The sequence below is a fragment of the Shewanella aestuarii genome (assembly GCF_011765625.1).
Classification (GTDB): domain Bacteria; phylum Pseudomonadota; class Gammaproteobacteria; order Enterobacterales; family Shewanellaceae; genus Shewanella; species Shewanella aestuarii_A.
In genome coordinates this window covers 3,254,085-3,268,129 of the sequence record NZ_CP050313.1, presented here as the reverse complement: position 1 = coordinate 3,268,129, position 14,045 = coordinate 3,254,085, and the positions used below count along the sequence as shown (strand labels likewise).

The following is a 14,045-nucleotide window of genomic DNA, read 5'->3' as shown; positions in this document are numbered from 1 at the left end:
GGTCTCGCTGAAAAGTAGCCGAGCATTATAACTGACGAATGGCATTGGCTAAAGTTTTAAGTAGAAATCTTGGCATAAATTTGCCATCTGAGGGGAATAGTACCCAAGTCGATCACGAATATTTAACACACCAGATTGGCAAAGCCCTTGTTCTCCATGCATAAAGGACATTAATAATCTATTTGCGGGTTTGCCCTCTACACTGCTGACTTCTACGCGTTTACATAGATGCATTTTATTCAAATTAAAGGCTTGGGTTAACCTAATCTCTTCTTGGTAAGGAATGATAAGGCTGGCTTCACCAGTATTTGATAGTAAGTGATAAATGGCTAATGCAAGCTCATCAAAGCTTAAATGATTAGTATGCCTTGCTGTGGCCCTCGCTTCTATTTGGGTTTGTGGTCCATGACTAAAGTAGGGCGGGTTACAGATAATATGGTCAAATTTCGTGTTGGGAACTAATGATGTCGCTGCGAACTGAAGAAATTGTTGCACATAATGTTGAATGCTTGTTTGTATAACCGTGATTTTATGTGCCCATGGACTATTTTGAGCGTTGATTTGGCAATCAACTGAGGCCAGTTTATCTATCTCTATCGCGATTATCTGACTTGTTGGAGATGTACGTTGGGCGGTCATTAAACTTAATAAGCCACTGCCGGCACCAATATCTAGAATGTGTTCAGCTTGCCGTAAATTAGCCCACGCCCCCAGTAATACTCCATCAGTGCTGACTCGCATACCGCAATGACTATCATCTATATGAAACTGTTTAAACGTAAATGGCATGAGGTGATCATCGTTTTTAATTATTTGCACATGATAACAAAAAATGCAGTGAGTCGCTTATAACGCTAGTTAACTCTCAGGTTGTAGTTTTGTTAACTTATGTTGGTGTAATGGTCTTTGTGTGGTGTGATTGTTTTTGGATTTTGGTAGTTGTTTCGGGGGTAAAATGTTTTTTTAGTGAATTGGCTTGCAGGACTTGTAGCGAATGCCCGAGTTTGCTATTAGTTCCCCCCCTATTTGAGAAAGAAGATGTGAGCAATTTAACTTAATGTCGGTTTTTTAGGATTAGCAGAGTCTTTTAAGCAGACTTGTTGTTGAATTATTGCTCAAACAAGGTCGTTTTTTTAGTAAGTTTAAGTGTATTTTTTTTTTTACATCCGTGGTCTATTTTGGGTCATGGGGTAGCTAAATTTATCTTAATCACTTAAGTTTGTTAAAAAACAAATATAACAAGACGAGATTTCAACGTGCAAACAACTAAATTATCCATTTCAGATACCATCAGCTTAGGGTTTATGGCTTTTGCTTTTTTCCTTGGCGCAGGCAACTTGATTTTCCCACCTTTCGCAGGCTTTTTAGCTGGCGAAAACATGTCCGTCGCGATGATAGGGTTCCTGTTAACTGCGGTCGGTATGCCACTGATTGGGCTGATTGCGGTTGCTAAGTCTAATGGCAAGGTGATGGCCATGTTGCCTACATTTGCTGCTACTGCGTTAGCGGTTTCAATCTATATCATTATTGGTCCTGCGTTTGCAGCTCCTCGTACTGGTTTAGTTGCTTTTGAAATTGGCGCGCGTCCATTTATTGAAAACCCGGATGCCGTGATCATGATTGCCGAGCAAGCAATCAACTCCGCACAGTTGTTTTTTACCTTGGGTTTCTTTTTCATTGTGATGTTGGTGGCTTTATTTCCTGGTAAGTTGCTTGATAACGTTGGTAAGGTATTAACACCAGTACTGATTTTGTTATTAATTGGCTTGGCGATGAGTGTGATGTTTATCCCTGGCGCTCCTGTTGGAGCTCCGGTTAATGAGTATCTTTCAAGCCCATTATCAAAAGGGATCATCGAAGGTTACAATACTATGGATACCCTAGCATCAATTATGTTTGGCATGCTGATTATCGATATTTTACGTAAAAAAGGTGTTAATAATCCTGAAGATCAAACCAAATATTTAATCCGTGCTGCAATTATTGCCGCTGCTGGTTTAGCCTTTGTATATATCTCGTTATTCATTCTTGGTGCCTCTGCTGGTGATTTAGCGAAAGGCGCCAGTAATGGTGGTCAAATTTTGACTAATTATGTGGAACATAACTTTGGGACAACGGGGATTTTCTTGTTGTCGGCTGTGGTTGCTTTAGCTTGTTTAACGACGGCTATTGGTTTAGTGACTGCCTGTGCTGAATTTTTTAATGAGTTATTGCCATCGATTTCTTATAAAAAATTTGTAGTTTTCTTTAGTGTTGTTTGCGCAACAGTAGCTAACGTAGGTTTATCTCAGTTAATCACCATAAGTATTCCCGTATTAATGACGATATACCCCGTAGCTATTGCATTGGTATTAGTCACTTTCCTAACGAATAAGTTTGCTCGCCCTGAGTTTTCACATCGTTTAGTACTAAGTGTGGCTTTGTTCTTTGGTATTTTTGATGGCTTAAAAGCAGCGGGTGTCGATACTGCATTCATTGATTTTTTACCATTACAAGCTGAAGGTATGGGGTGGTTACTTCCAACATTGATTACAGCAATTACATGTTTATTTATATCTAAGTCAGATAAACACACAGCGACTGCTTAAATCGACATCGTTAAGTTTGTGATTCTAAGGCGTGATAGTATGCTAGTCTCTAGTGTGCATTGCGTCTTTTTATTAGGTAAATTTTGAGTCCCAGTCCTTATATTCTTAACCCATTGATTGAACAATTTATTGATGACTTATGGTCTACTAAAGGCCTGAGTGATAATACCTTGTCTTCATATCGTACCGATTTGGCCCACTTTGAACGTTTTGTGTTGAGCCGTCGTAAATCGTTAATTGAGGTTGATTGCTTATTAATAAGGGACTATTTGACGTATCGTTTTGATAAGCAATTCGCCAAAACCAGTACCGCGAGATTACTTAGTAGTTTACGTCGGTTTTATGGTTTTTTAGTGATCAGTAAAATGATGACCGAAGATCCTACCGCCTTGATTGAATCACCAAAGCTTGCCAGAAAACTGCCTGATGCATTAACAGAAGCGCAGGTTGACAGTTTGTTGTCAGAGCCCAATGTTGATGACCCAATAGAGCGTCGTGATAAAGCGATGCTGGAATTGTTATACGCAACAGGGCTTAGGGTAACTGAATTAGTTAGCTTGACCATGGATCAAATCAGTCTTCGTCAAGGTGTTGTGAGGGTGATGGGTAAGGGGGGAAAAGAGCGACTTGTACCATTAGGTGAGCTTGCTATTGCAGAAGTCGAACAGTTTATAAAAACAGCCCGACCTGAGCTATTAAACCTTAAACAATCAGATGTGTTGTTTCCTTCTAAGCGCGCGCAAATGATGACAAGGCAAACCTTTTGGCATCGTATTAAGTTATACGCAGCAAGGGCGGGGATAAACTCGCATTTGTCGCCGCATACATTGCGCCATGCTTTTGCTACTCATTTATTAAATCATGGTGCAGATCTTCGAGTTGTACAGTTATTACTGGGCCACAGTGATTTATCGACCACTCAAATTTATACCCATGTGGCTAAAGCAAGGTTGCAACAATTGCATCAACAGCATCACCCACGTGGTTAACAAAGAAAATGCTTACATTAAAAAGCGCTCATGCAGTTGCGAAAAGCGGATTAAATCTGTAAGTTTTGCAGACAAAGTCGGGTCTAGTACTTTAAGCCCGTGCAATTAGGAAAAATCATGAAGTTAACTAAAGCCTTTATTCTTGTTGCCAGCCTATTGGCACCAACATTTGTTTTTGCCGCACCCTCAACTAATGCAAATAATGATGAGTTAAAGCAAAAGTTGTCAAATACGTTAGGCGTTGAAGTCTCAATGATCCAGCCATCACCTATTGCTGGGTTACTGCAAATATTAACTGACCGTGGCGTGTTATATATCACTGAAGATGGTTCAAAGTTGGTTCATGGTAATATTTATGACATGAATGACCGTATGAATAATCTAACGGAAGCGGCATTAGCTTTGCCACGTCTTGAAATGCTTAAGCCATTTGAGCAAGACATGCTAGTTTATAAAGCCAAAAATGAAAAGCATGTGGTCACTGTGTTTACTGATGTTGATTGTGGCTATTGCCGTAAATTACATAATCAGATGGACGAGTATAATAATTTAGGTATCACTATTCGTTATTTAGCATATCCGCGTGCGGGTATTCCGTCGGCGAACGCTGATGAGATGCAAGCGGTTTGGTGTGCTAAAGATCCACTTAAAGCGATGACAGTGGCTAAATCGGGTGGCAATGTTAAGGCTGCAAGCTGCGATATTGATATCGCAAAGCAATATCGTTTAGGCGGCTCATTTGGTATTAATGGCACTCCTGCGCTGATCCTTGAAGATGGCACCATGATCCCAGGTTATCAACCTCCGGCCGATTTATTGCGAACTCTTGAATCACGTAAGTAAGCTTATTTGAAAATTAAGGGTATGCATTGGGGGTGAGCATTAGCTCACCTTTTTGTTATCTTAGTCATGATTATATTTGTCTTTAGGATTTGTTTTGCCGCATAAAATTATTCGTCGTCCACAAGTTGATGACTCGCACCTTCCCGCTTCAATGCCTGCACTGCTTAAACAGCTTTATGCCCGCCGAGGTGTTAATCAAGATGACTGCGAATTAGTCTTAGCCAAATTGTTACGCCCGCAAACCATGAAGGGCTTAGATATTGCTGGCGAGATTGTTGCCGATGCAATACAAGCCAATAAACGCATCTTGATCGTCGGTGATTTCGATGCCGATGGAGCAACCTCTACCAGTGTTTGTATGCTGGCTTTAAAAATGATGGGGGCAAGTAATATTGATTATTTGATCCCTAATCGTTTTGATTTTGGTTATGGGCTAAGCCCTGAAATTGTCGCAGTCGCACATGCAAAAGGTGTCCAATTATTGATTACGGTCGATAATGGTATTTCATCTATAGATGGTGTCTCAGCCGCAAAAGCGTGTGGGATGCAAGTGGTGGTGACGGATCATCATTTGCCGGGGCAAGTGCTACCTGAGGCAGACGCAATTGTGAATCCCAATCAGCATGATTGCCAGTTTGCAAGTAAATCCATTGCGGGGGTTGGCGTGGCATTTTACTTGATGACAGCCATACGAGCTGAGCTTAGAAGTCGTAACTGGTATCAAATACAATCGATTGCCGAGCCAAACTTAGGTGTGCTGCTTGATATTGTCGCTTTAGGTACTGTTGCTGATGTGGTGTCGTTAGATGCTAATAACCGCATTCTGGTGCAAGCCGGTTTACAAAGGGTGAGAAGCGGGCGTTGTCGTCCGGGGATCACCGCGTTGCTTGAAGTTGCAAAAAGAGACCCAAGTAAAATTGTTGCAGCTGATTTTGGCTTTGCGGTTGGCCCAAGGTTAAATGCCGCTGGGCGTTTAGATGAGATGGCTTTGGGGGTTGAAACCTTATTATGTGATGACATTATGCGAGCACGGCGAATGGCAGCTGAGCTTGATGGTTTAAATCAAGACCGTCGTGATATTGAAGCTGGTATGCAGCAAGAAGCCCTAAAAACCTTACAAGCCATCACCTTAGATGAAGCAACATTGCCTTGGGGGTTAGCGCTATTTCAACCAGATTGGCACCAAGGGGTGATCGGCATTTTAGCCTCAAGAATTAAAGACAGATATCACCGCCCTGTTATTGCCTTTGCTGATGCGGGTAACGGTGAAATTAAAGGCTCGGCTCGCTCAATTAAAGGTCTGCACATGCGTGATCTACTTGAGCGTATTAATAGCCAGTATCCAGGTATCATAATCAAATTTGGCGGTCACGCGATGGCGGCTGGATTATCCATTAAAGCTAATGCGTTAGATACCTTTAAACAGGCTTATGACGACACAGTAAAATCCATTTTAGATTATGAACAACTCACGGGTGAAATTTTATCAGATGGTGAGTTAAGTGCTGATTTAATGAATTTAGATACTGCGTTTATGCTACGTAATGCCGGTCCATGGGGGCAATCATTTGAAGAACCTTTATTTGATGGTTTTTTTAAAGTGGTTCAACAACGTATTGTGGGCGAAAAGCATTTAAAGTTATTACTAGAAACCGAGTGCGGCAAATTAATGCTTGATGGTATCGCCTTTAATGTTGATTTGCAGATATGGCCTGATGCAACAATTAATCATGCTCGGGTAGTGTATAAACTCGATGTAAATGAGTTTCGCGGCAATCAAACGGTGCAACTGATGGTGGATTATATTGAGCCCATGTAATTGGTGCGGTTTGATTGCGAATAGGTCGTGTCAGTTTGATCAACAGCAGCTTGTAGCCTGGTTTGATAAACAAGCTGAATTTAGATACAAAAAAGCCTCGCATTGCGAGGCTTTTTTGTGAGATGTCGACTAAGTCAGCACCTGTAATATGGTGCCCGAACCCGGAATCGAACCAGGGACACGAGGATTTTCAATCCTCTGCTCTACCGACTGAGCTATTCGGGCGACGGGGTGCAATTTAAGGTTTTATAAGGTTTGAGTCAACCGTTTTTTATAAAAAAAGCTTTTTTTTAAACTCAGTGCTGAATTAACCAGCATTTAGGTCAATCAAGCAGCAGGGGCGCTGAAAAAGTAATCGGTGGGTTTTAAATCATTCTTGACTAATAAAGCTGAATTTTACGGGGGAAGTTTATTTGGTTTAATCTCAACCTAGGTTATGTACTAACGCTGGCAATAAAAAAACAGCCTCATTAAGAGGCTGTTTTTAAATCTATGGTTTAAGTGCTAATTAACTAATTCATTATTTGGAAAATTAGCTTTCATTACGGTTAATACGTTTTGTTTGAGTTGTTCTTGACCTAGCTCATCGTAGGCCGTTGCCATGATTTCAAGTGCATGTTCTGTCTCTGGCGTGCCCGGAAACTTTTCCATTACACTTTGTGCGCGAACCGCCGCAGCGCTCCATGCATTCATTTTGATATAGTACTTAGCAACATTAATAGAGTATCGCGCTAAACGGTTTTTTAAGTACAGCATACGCTGCTGAGCATCGGGTGCATACTTACTATTAGGATAAGATTTGATTAAGCGATCAAAGTCTCTAAAGGCATCTTCAGCATTTTTGGGGTCGCGATCTGTGCGATCAATATTCATCATTTCATGAAATAAATAATTATCTGCCTGCATATTCGTCAAACCACGCATATAATACACGTAATCAATATTAGGATGAGTTGGGTTTAAGCGTAAAAATCTGTCAATATTCGCTAATCCCGATGCAACATCGTCCATTTTGTAATACGCAAAAATCAGATCTAATTGCACTTGAGTTTTATGAGGGCCAAAAGGATAGCGCGAATCTAAAGCTTCTAAAGATTGCACTGCTTTAGAATAGTTACCGAGTTCCATTGAGGTTCTGGCTTGGCTATACAGTATTTCTGGAGAGGCTTTAGTAACAATTGGGTCTTCTTCAGGACTGCTACTACAAGCTGTAATCGCAACTGAAAGTAATACTAGGGCGGCGCCTTTGGCTAATTTATACATACTTGAATTCAATTCTTTTATAAGTTGTGGTTAAGAATTTTTCCATTTCACGGTAAAATAGAAAACATCCGATTGTAACAGATAGTACATTTACTTTGGACCCCAAAAACGGGGTACGGTTCCTATGACACAAGAGATTAATCTAAAAAGCGAGATAACATCAACACAAACAGGACAAAGAATCGATCAAGCATTGGCGATTTTGTTCCCTGATTACTCGCGCACACGCATCAAGGAATGGATTCTATCCGGTGCAGTTAAGGTAGACGGTAGCATAGTCGACAAGCCACGGGAAAAGGTTTTTGAATCTCAGCAAATTGAGGTTAATGCCACCCTTGAAGAAGAAGTCAGTGCTATTGCTCAAGATATTGATTTAAATATTGTCTATGAAGATGACGATATTATCGTAATCAATAAACAGGCTGGCTTGGTTGTTCACCCCGGTGCTGGTAATGCTGACGGCACATTAATGAATGCACTATTGCATCATTGCCCTGATATTGAGCATGTACCAAGAGCGGGTATTATTCATCGTTTAGACAAAGACACCACAGGTTTAATGGTGGTTGCGAAAACGCTAGAAGCTCAAACCCACTTAGTTGCGGCTTTGCAGGCTCGTGAAATTGTGCGTGAATATGAAGCGATTGTGCAAGGTACAATGACAGCGGGTGGAACGGTCGATGAGCCGATTGATCGTCATCCTACTAAGCGTGTGCAAATGGCTGTGATTAACGGTGGTCGTCCGTCTGTGACACATTATCGCGTGGCAGAGAAGTTTCGTGCCCACACGCGTTTGCGATTACGCCTAGAAACCGGTCGAACTCACCAAATTCGTGTGCACATGGCGTATATTGGCCATGTATTAGTGGGTGATCCTGTATATGGTGGTCGTCCTCGTCCGCCAAAAGCGGCTAGCCCAGAGTTTTTTGAGTTATTAAAGTCATTTAAACGTCAAGCGCTGCATGCTGTGCGTTTAGAGTTAGCTCATCCTGTGACCTGTGAAATCATGAGTTGGCAAGCGCCTATTCCTGAAGACATGGTTAACCTGACTAAAGCATTACGTAAAGATACTGAATTAAATCCTGTTGAGTATTTATAAATGCTAACGCACGATTGGCCAATACCCGATAATGTAGCCATTGTTTTTACTGATCGTCATGGAGGCTATAGTGAGCCTCCCTTTGACAGTTTAAATTTAGGCATGCATGTGGGAGATAACCCACATAAGGTATTAGCCAATCGTCGCGTATTAGTAGAGCGTTATGGTTTACCTGCCGAACCTTTGTGGCTGAACCAAGTCCATGGAACAAAAATGGTATGCGAGTCGACTTTATCTGATAAACAAATCAATCAAGTCCCCAGCGCAGATGGCAGTTTTAGTAATCAATACGGTCAAGTATGCGTAGTCATGACAGCAGATTGCTTACCGGTTTTGCTATGTGACAAGCAAGGTACACAGGTTGCAGCGGTTCATGCCGGTTGGCGTGGTTTGTGTGACGGCATTATTGAGCAGGCTCTAACTCAATTCAGTCAACCATCATCCGATATCATTGCTTATTTAGGGGCTGCAATTGGCCCTGAAAAGTTTGAGGTAGGTGCTGAGGTTAAACACGCCTTTATGCGGCATAACCCGCAAGCAGAATCCTGTTTTAAAATGGCGACATCATCAACATTATCAACACCCAAATACCTTGCCGATATCGTTGCATTGGCTAAGTTAAGGCTTAAGGCGAAAAATGTGACCTCAATTTATAGCAGCGATATATGCACTGTAAGTGACGAGAATTATTTTTCCTACCGCCGCGATCATCAAACGGGACGAATGGCCTCTTTGATATGGTTAAAATCATAAACGTATCAATCTGCAATTAAAGTTTGAAACTCATGTTTATTTTCGCTTAAAAAGTAAACGGTCTTGAAATCATCTCAGCCAGCCCCCATCTTTTAGTTAACAGTAGATCCGTTTGTGGATATTACATTTTTGTATCAGATGTAGGAGGTTATATGAGACTCGATCGTATGACTAATAAGTTTCAAATTGCCATTTCTGATGCTCAGTCATTAGCTTTAGGACGAGATCATCAGTTTATAGAGCCAATCCATCTAATGATGGCATTGCTTAATCAAGATTCGGGCTCTATCCATCCTTTACTAACTCAAGCAGGTATTCGAGTTAGTGTTTTACGTTCTACGTTAAATAAAGAATTAGAACGATTACCACAAGTTGAAGGCAGTGGAGGTGATGTTCAATTATCACAAGGATTAATTAGGCTGTTAAACCTTTGTGATAAATTGGCACAGAAGCGTAAAGATAAATATATCTCCTCAGAGTTATTTATTCTTGCTGCACTTGAAGGCAATGATGCTTTAGCCAAAGCATTAAAAGAATCAGGCACGACCAAAGAGTTAATGGAAGCCACCATTGAACAAATTCGTGGTGGCCAAAAAATAGATGATCCTAATGCCGAAGATCAACGTCAAGCATTGAAAAAGTTTACCGTTGATTTAACCGAACGCGCCGAACAAGGCAAATTAGATCCAGTAATTGGTCGAGACGATGAAATTCGCCGCACTATTCAAGTCCTGCAACGTCGCAGCAAAAACAATCCTGTATTAATCGGTGAGCCAGGTGTTGGTAAAACGGCGATTGTTGAAGGTTTAGCGCAGCGGATTGTGAATGGCGAAGTCCCTGAAGGGATCAAAAACAAACGAGTGCTTTCTTTAGATATGGGCTCATTAATTGCAGGTGCCAAATATCGTGGTGAATTTGAAGAGCGTTTAAAAGCGGTACTCAATGAACTGTCGCAAGAAGAAGGGCAGGTTATTCTGTTTATCGATGAACTTCATACCATGGTCGGTGCGGGTAAAGGTGAAGGCGCAATGGATGCAGGCAATATGCTTAAACCTGCATTAGCCAGAGGAGATTTGCATTGTGTGGGCGCCACCACTCTTGATGAATATCGTCAGTATATTGAAAAAGATGCCGCCCTTGAGCGCCGTTTTCAAAAGGTGCTGGTGGATGAGCCAAGTGTTGAAGACACCATCGCAATCTTACGTGGTCTGAAAGAGCGTTATGAATTACATCATCATGTTGAAATTACTGACCCTGCCATTGTTGCCGCCGCCAGCATGTCGCATCGCTACATATCAGATAGAAAGCTACCTGATAAAGCTATCGACTTAATTGATGAGGCAGCATCCAGTATTCGCATGCAAATTGACTCTAAACCAGAGCCTCTTGAAAAGTTAGAACGTCGTGTAATTCAGTTAAAACTAGAAGAACAAGCATTAGCCAAAGAGGCCGATGAGGCGAGTCGTAAGCGTCTTGACACTTTACAACTTGAATTAAAAGATGTTGAAGTAAAAGCTTCTGAACTCAATGAAATCTGGCGAACAGAAAAAGCTGCATTGGCGGGTACACAGCATATTAAAGCCGATTTAGAGCAAGCTCGTATGGATATGGATGTCGCAAGACGTGCCGGAGATTTAACTCGCATGTCTGAACTACAATATGGCCGTATCCCCGAGTTAGAAAAAATGCTCGATTTGGCATCACAAGCAGAAATGCAAGATATGACGCTATTACGGAATAAAGTCACAGATATTGAAATCGCTGAAGTGCTTTCAAAAGCGACTGGAATTCCGGTATCTAAGATGCTTGAAGGAGAACGAGAAAAATTACTGCATATGGAAGATGCGTTACATGAACGCGTTATAGGCCAAAATGAAGCGGTTGAAGCCGTTGCAAATGCAATTCGCCGAAGCCGAGCTGGTCTTGCTGATCCGCAGCGACCAATTGGCTCATTCCTATTTTTGGGGCCAACAGGCGTGGGTAAAACAGAGCTTTGTAAGTCATTAGCTAAATTTTTATTTGATACTGAAAGTGCATTAGTTCGGATTGATATGTCTGAGTTTATGGAAAAACATACCGTATCACGCTTAGTGGGTGCGCCTCCTGGATACGTGGGTTATGAAGAAGGTGGTTATTTGACGGAAGCCGTTCGCCGTAAACCTTACTCGGTGGTGCTATTAGATGAAGTTGAAAAAGCCCATCCAGATGTATTCAATATCTTGTTGCAAGTATTGGATGATGGCCGTTTAACTGATGGGCAAGGTCGTACGGTAGATTTTAAAAATACCGTGATCATCATGACATCAAATCTAGGTTCAGATTTAATTCAAGAAAGCTTTGGGCGAGCATCTTACGATGAAATGAAGCAAAGTGTCATGGAAGTGGTGATGCAAAACTTCCGTCCTGAGTTTTTAAATCGTGTGGATGAATCAGTTGTATTCCATCCATTAGATGAACATCACATTAAACACATTGCTAATATTCAAATTGAGTTGCTTCGTAAGCGTCTTGTTGAGAAAGACTATGATCTACAAGTGTCAGAGTCAGCGCTAAGCCTTATCGCTGAGGCTGGATTTGATCCTGTCTATGGTGCAAGGCCGCTAAAACGCGCTTTGCAACAAGAGATTGAAAACCCATTAGCACAAAGATTGTTGCGCGGAGATTTATTGCCGGGGAAAATGATTCGTGCTGATGTTGAGCATGGTCAATTAGTGTTTGTTCAATAAATTAAACTGGGATCAGTAAAGGGAGCCTCGCGCTCCCTTTATTTTATTTATGCAGTACAACTAAAAAATTTTACTGACAGAATAGTTTAATGCGTTTTTCATTTTCAGCTCTAGCCGCTATTTTTTCTTCTTCAGTCATTGTCACTTGCTCGCCCGTTTTTTCATCTTTTCTAGATAAACGATTGTATGAATTGAGCAAATCCAAACTATGTTTAGCACTATCACAAATTGATTTAGCTTGTGCAGTATCTTTTTCTTTAATGAGCTTAGCCGACTTAGCTAAATCATCTTCAGGCGTTTTAGTTTCAACACGCTTTATTGGAGATTTCGTTCCAATTTTACCGGGTTCAATTTCTTCGCTGCTAATCAACTTAGCATCAACGCCTTTTGGCATCTGATGGCTGTAATGTGCGACGCCATCTTCATCAACCCAAGTATAAATAGTGGCAGCAAGGCTCGATGACATCAAAAAAAGGCTAGTTACGAATAATGCTAATTGTTTCATATGATAGATATCCAATTTAAACACTGATAGTTGTGACTATCTTTGATTAAATAAAAGTATGTTATATTCATGTAAAATCCAACATTAATTTAATAATGATTTGAGCGTATGCAAAATTCAACTAAGCAAACAGACAAAAACAAAGGGATATACCTACTGCCCAATCTATTTACCACCGCAGGGTTGTTTTCAGGTTTCTACGCGATAATCGCATCAATGAATGGGAATTTTGAAGCTGCAGCAATAGCCGTATTTGTCGCAATGATTTGTGATGGCTTGGATGGGCGCGTTGCAAGAATGACAAATACCCAAAGTGATTTTGGTGCCGAGTATGACAGCATGGCAGATATGGTATCTTTTGGTATGGCGCCAGCAATATTGGCATATAACTGGGCATTAAACGATATAGGTAAAATAGGCTGGTTTGCTGCATTTATTTATTGTGCAGCTGCAGCTTTGCGCTTAGCACGATTTAACACTCAAGTTGGTATTGCCGATAAACGTTACTTTCAAGGACTTGCAAGCCCTGCTGCCGCAGCTGTAATAGCTGGAAGCATATGGAGTGGCACAAGTTATGATATCGATCCCAACAACATCAGTTATTTGGTTGCCTTTGTTACTGCGCTAATGGGGCTATTAATGGTAAGCAACTTTAAATACCATTCATTCAAAGAAGTTGACTGGCGTGGGAAAGTTAATTTCTTAGTTATGCTTATACTTGTCGGGTTATTTGCGATCGTATCGGTCGACCCTGCGGTTATCCTCTGTCTTACCTTTTATATTTATGCATTGTCAGGTCCATTTATTACTTTTAAAAGTGTAGATAAGCTAAAAGTAGAGCATGTAATTGGTGATGAAACAGATGATATTGCCAATGAAAGTAAAATTCACGCGCAATCAAATCCTCAAGCAAGCCACGATAAATCAAATTCGAATAGTTAAAATGACAGCGAATTGAGAATCGTGTTCAGATTTTAATGCCCTTAACATAATGTAAAGGGCATTTTTGTCTATGTATAAACTGAGTTCATATATCGAAAACTAAAAAAATTGATCAAATTTGCTGGATTAAACATCGATCTGCTGCTTTAATAATCGGTCGGGGTTGATAGGTTTAAAAACTTCAAAAAAGCCCTTGCGCTAAAATCTTATCTGCCTATAATGCGCATCCACTGACACGGCAGACAGCAATAGCCAACACCGAGCCAGCTTGATTTGATTAGCAAATAGGCAATCAAATTAAGGCGAAAAGAAAGTTTGAAAAAACACTTGACGCCAACACGGGAAAGCGTAGAATACGCAGCCCAAGCCAACGACCTAGCGTCAACGGCCACTAAGCAAAGGTTAATTCTTTCGGCATTAGTAACGCTCTTTAACAAACTAAACAAGAAATCTGTGTGGACATTCACAGGTATTGAGTTATTCGAAATTGCTTCTTAGGAAGCAATCAAAAATTTAAA

Annotated in this window: 11 protein-coding genes and 1 tRNA gene; 8 read left to right on the top strand and 4 right to left on the bottom strand. The window is 40.9% G+C overall.

Annotation, left to right across the window (positions count from 1 at the left end; all coding sequences use genetic code 11):
- Nucleotides 1-48: 48 nt before the first annotated feature.
- The gene (locus HBH39_RS14350; RefSeq protein ID WP_167679374.1) at nt 49-789 is read right to left on the bottom strand and encodes a tRNA1(Val) (adenine(37)-N6)-methyltransferase; all 741 of its coding nucleotides are present in this window, start codon (nt 787-789) and stop codon (nt 49-51) included.
- A gap of 467 nt (nt 790-1,256) precedes the next feature.
- On the opposite strand from HBH39_RS14350, the gene brnQ reads away from it, so the two are divergent.
- The 4 genes from brnQ (at nt 1,257) to recJ (ending at nt 6,239) form a co-directional block, all read left to right on the top strand.
- Entirely contained in the window at nt 1,257-2,588 is a 1,332-nt protein-coding gene (gene brnQ, locus HBH39_RS14345; RefSeq protein WP_167679372.1) for a branched-chain amino acid transport system II carrier protein, read from the top strand.
- A gap of 83 nt (nt 2,589-2,671) precedes the next feature.
- Nucleotides 2,672-3,577 carry a site-specific tyrosine recombinase XerD gene (gene xerD / locus HBH39_RS14340; protein WP_208764164.1) on the top strand — a complete coding sequence of 302 codons (906 nt, stop codon included), beginning with the start codon at nt 2,672-2,674 and terminating at the stop codon, nt 3,575-3,577.
- Between the two features lie 117 nt (nt 3,578-3,694).
- A complete protein-coding gene (gene dsbC / locus HBH39_RS14335) occupies nt 3,695-4,420 on the top strand; it encodes a bifunctional protein-disulfide isomerase/oxidoreductase DsbC (protein ID WP_167679370.1) in 726 nt (241 codons plus the stop codon).
- Nucleotides 4,421-4,514: 94 nt separating this feature from the next.
- Nucleotides 4,515-6,239, top strand: coding sequence for a single-stranded-DNA-specific exonuclease RecJ (gene recJ / locus HBH39_RS14330; RefSeq protein ID WP_167679368.1), 1,725 nt, complete (start codon nt 4,515-4,517; stop codon nt 6,237-6,239).
- A gap of 149 nt (nt 6,240-6,388) precedes the next feature.
- Here the strand turns inward: recJ and HBH39_RS14325 are convergent.
- Nucleotides 6,389-6,464, bottom strand: a tRNA-Phe gene (locus HBH39_RS14325).
- 279 nt (nt 6,465-6,743) lie between these two features.
- Nucleotides 6,744-7,502 (bottom strand): outer membrane protein assembly factor BamD, encoded by a 759-nt coding sequence (locus HBH39_RS14320; protein ID WP_167679366.1) that lies wholly within the window; start codon nt 7,500-7,502, stop codon nt 6,744-6,746.
- A 124-nt stretch (nt 7,503-7,626) separates the two neighbouring features.
- Here HBH39_RS14320 and rluD point away from each other — a divergent pair, with 124 nt between their 5' ends.
- The 3 genes from rluD to clpB all read left to right on the top strand — a co-directional run bounded on the left by rluD (nt 7,627) and on the right by clpB (nt 12,080).
- Nucleotides 7,627-8,601 (top strand): 23S rRNA pseudouridine(1911/1915/1917) synthase RluD, encoded by a 975-nt coding sequence (rluD, locus tag HBH39_RS14315; RefSeq protein ID WP_167679364.1) that lies wholly within the window; start codon nt 7,627-7,629, stop codon nt 8,599-8,601.
- On the top strand, nt 8,602-9,354 hold the full coding sequence (pgeF, locus tag HBH39_RS14310; protein ID WP_167679362.1) for a peptidoglycan editing factor PgeF: 753 nt from the start codon (nt 8,602-8,604) through the stop codon (nt 9,352-9,354).
- 152 nt (nt 9,355-9,506) lie between these two features.
- Complete coding sequence (gene clpB / locus HBH39_RS14305; RefSeq protein ID WP_167679360.1) at nt 9,507-12,080, top strand: ATP-dependent chaperone ClpB; 2,574 nt, start codon at nt 9,507-9,509, stop codon at nt 12,078-12,080.
- Between the two features lie 70 nt (nt 12,081-12,150).
- Here clpB and HBH39_RS14300 read toward each other — a convergent pair whose 3' ends face one another.
- The gene (locus HBH39_RS14300; protein WP_167679358.1) at nt 12,151-12,585 is read right to left on the bottom strand and encodes a DUF4124 domain-containing protein; all 435 of its coding nucleotides are present in this window, start codon (nt 12,583-12,585) and stop codon (nt 12,151-12,153) included.
- Nucleotides 12,586-12,693: 108 nt separating this feature from the next.
- On the opposite strand from HBH39_RS14300, the gene pssA reads away from it, so the two are divergent.
- Complete coding sequence (gene pssA, locus HBH39_RS14295; RefSeq protein ID WP_167679356.1) at nt 12,694-13,527, top strand: CDP-diacylglycerol--serine O-phosphatidyltransferase; 834 nt, start codon at nt 12,694-12,696, stop codon at nt 13,525-13,527.
- Nucleotides 13,528-14,045 lie beyond the last annotated feature (518 nt).

What these genes read in the sequence shown, in the direction of transcription:
- HBH39_RS14350 (WP_167679374.1), bottom strand. Translation starts at nt 789, where the DNA reads ATGCCATTTACGTTTAAACAGTTTCATATAGATGATAGTCATTGCGGT.
- dsbC (WP_167679370.1), top strand. Translation starts at nt 3,695, where the DNA reads ATGAAGTTAACTAAAGCCTTTATTCTTGTTGCCAGCCTATTGGCACCA.
- HBH39_RS14320 (WP_167679366.1), bottom strand. Translation starts at nt 7,502, where the DNA reads ATGTATAAATTAGCCAAAGGCGCCGCCCTAGTATTACTTTCAGTTGCG.
- clpB (WP_167679360.1), top strand. Translation starts at nt 9,507, where the DNA reads ATGAGACTCGATCGTATGACTAATAAGTTTCAAATTGCCATTTCTGAT.
- rluD (WP_167679364.1), top strand. Translation starts at nt 7,627, where the DNA reads ATGACACAAGAGATTAATCTAAAAAGCGAGATAACATCAACACAAACA.
- HBH39_RS14300 (WP_167679358.1), bottom strand. Translation starts at nt 12,585, where the DNA reads ATGAAACAATTAGCATTATTCGTAACTAGCCTTTTTTTGATGTCATCG.
- pssA (WP_167679356.1), top strand. Translation starts at nt 12,694, where the DNA reads ATGCAAAATTCAACTAAGCAAACAGACAAAAACAAAGGGATATACCTA.
- pgeF (WP_167679362.1), top strand. Translation starts at nt 8,602, where the DNA reads ATGCTAACGCACGATTGGCCAATACCCGATAATGTAGCCATTGTTTTT.